This is a genomic window from Sphingomonas sp., assembly GCF_035317925.1.
Classification (GTDB): Bacteria; Pseudomonadota; Alphaproteobacteria; order Sphingomonadales; family Sphingomonadaceae; genus Sphingomonas_I.
Genome location: NZ_DATHFV010000217.1, coordinates 1 through 2,528, shown reverse-complemented (window position 1 = coordinate 2,528; position 2,528 = coordinate 1). Strand labels below are relative to the sequence as shown.

1 protein-coding gene and 1 pseudogene are annotated in these 2,528 nt (G+C 62.3%); both read right to left on the bottom strand.

Annotation, left to right across the window (positions count from 1 at the left end; all coding sequences use genetic code 11):
- A pseudogene (locus VK533_RS15970) lies at positions 1-670 on the bottom strand (bifunctional D-altronate/D-mannonate dehydratase); the annotation flags it as partial.
- A 76-nt stretch (positions 671-746) separates the two neighbouring features.
- Positions 747-2,528 (bottom strand): TonB-dependent receptor (locus VK533_RS15965; protein ID WP_324379511.1); only part of this gene is annotated, 1,782 nt, incomplete at its 5' end.

Below are 2,528 nucleotides of genomic sequence, written 5' to 3'. Positions count from 1 at the left end.
GGCGGCCGGCTTCGATCGGGGTCAGGCGATGGTGGATGTCGTGCAGCAGATGCACGTCCCAGCCCAAGGCCTCACGCGCCTTCTCGAACAGCGGCACGACCGAGCGCATATATTTCTCGGTCGACCACACATTCTCGGTCGGCAGGTCGCTATCGGCGGGCTCGTAGAAATAGCGGTCCTTCGACACGCCATAGGTCGAGGCCAGGCCAGGTACGCCCGATTGGATGCGGATCGCCTTGTAGCCTTCCGCCTTGTAGATCAGCGCGTTGGCGATCGTCTCTTCGATGTCCTTGCCGTTGGCATGGCCATAGACCATCGCGCCCTCGCGGCTGGCACCACCGAGCAACTGGTAGACCGGCAGGTTGGCGACCTTGCCCTTGATATCCCACAAGGCCATGTCGACCGCCGCGATCGCGGTCATTGTCACCGGACCGCGCCGCCAGTAGGCGCCCTTGTAGAGATACTGCCAGATATCCTCGATCCGGTGCGCGTCGCGCCCGATCAGGCACGGCACGACATGCTCCTGAAGGTACGCGACGACGGCCAGTTCGCGCCCGTTGAGCGTCGCGTCGCCGATCCCGTAGACGCCTTCGTCCGTTTCGATCTTCAACGTCACGAAATTGCGACCGGGGCTGGTCACGATGACGCGGGCGGATGTGATCTTGGGCATTTGGACGCTTTCGGGAACGGAGGGCAAAAAGAGGGGCGGCGGCTACCATAGCCGCCGCCCTAAGGGGAGCCTTTGACTAGAAAGTGACGGAGGCGCGGATGCCGGCATAACGGCGGAAATCGCGCGGCAGGTAGGCCTGCGTGGCGATGTGGCTGCCGTAATTGCTGAACGAATCCGCGAAGTTCACGTAATATTGCTTGTCGAACAGGTTGTTGACGAACAACGCGACCTCATAATGCTTGTCGGGTTGGCGGATGCCGACCGTCAGGTTGAGGATGCCATAGCCCGGCTGGACGGTGCGCGGATCCTGGCTGAGCAGGTAATTGACCTTGCTCTGATAGCTCCACGCACCCTGGACGAGGCCTTCGAACGGCAGATTGCCAAGGCTGGGCGTCCAGTCGAAATTGGCGCTGCCCTTCCACTGCGGTGCCTGAGGCGGACGGAAGCCGGCCAGATTCTGGTGCGCCGGAACCGGACCCGCCGCCGCGATGCAGCCCTGCGCCACCGTCTGGCCGGGGAAGCATTGCGCCGCCGGGAAGTTGGTGATCTTGGCATCGTCATAGGTGACCGACGCGCCCAGCGAGAGCGCGTTGGTCGGCCGCGCGCCCAGCTCCATCTCGACGCCGCGGGTGCGCAGCGCACCGACATTGGCGAGGCGATAATTGGTGGTGCCGTCGGGCAGGATTTCGATGCCCTGCGCCTGATAGTCGCGATATTTTGTGCTGAACGCGGTGACGTTCAGCGTCAGGCGCCGATCGAGCCATTCGGTGCGGGCGCCGGCCTCCCAATCCTTCGACGTCTCGGGCTTGATCGCACCGGCGAGCTGGCGGTTGCGATTGAAGCCGGTGGTGAGATCGTAGGTCTCGCCCTTATGGCCGGTGGCATAGGTCGCGAACAGCATGACATTGTCGTCGATATGCTGCTGTACGCCCAATTTGTAATTGGCGTAGCTGTCGCCGTCGCTGCCGGTGAACGGATTGTTCGGATCGGTGCTGGTGAAGTCATGGAAAAGGTAGCTCACCTTTTCATGGCTGTAGCGCCCGCCCGCGATCAGGGTCGTCTTGGGCAGGATATCAAATTCGAGCTGGCCGAAGCCCGCCGACAGCTTGTTTTCCTGCTCCGCATACCAGTGCGCGATCGCGGTGAAGGGGCCGCGCACGAACGGCCGGTTGGCCTTCAGATCGGTGTAGAACAGGCCCAACGTATAGCGGAAGCGGTCGTGTCCGGGTGATACCAGCCGGAATTCCTGGCTGAACTGGGTCGAATTGAACTCGCCGGTCTGGCGGTTGTCGCGCGCGACGATCGCCGATTCATCCTGATCGAGCGTGTCGTCCATGTGGAATTTGTCGTGGCTGGTGATCGACAGGAAGGTCGGCCCACCAAGATCCCAGGAGACGTGCAGCGACTGGTCGAAATCGTGATATTTGGTGCCGGTCACATAATTGTTCACGACGTCGCGATTGTTCGGGCCGGGTGTGACGCCGGGTGCGAATACGGCGGGCGTGTAGGCGGCGATGCCGTTCAAGGTCGCGGCCGGATCGAGCGCGATGAAGGGGCGGCCGGTGGTAGTCTTGCCGTTGATATAATCGATCCCGACCCAGACACTGACGTCGGGCGAGGGATCCCACGCCAATTTGTTGCGGGTCGAGAAATTGCGGCGGCCGTTGATCTTATGGCCGTTCGCCAGATCGTGGATGTTGCCCTTGAAATTGTCGTAGTTGAGGTTGGTGCGGAAGCCGATCGTCGGCGTCAGCGGGCCGGAAAAGGCGGCGGTCGCGCCATATTCGCTGTCGGTCGTGCCGAACGTGCTCACATTCGCGGTGAGCGTCTTCGACGGGGCCGGGGTGACGATGCTGAT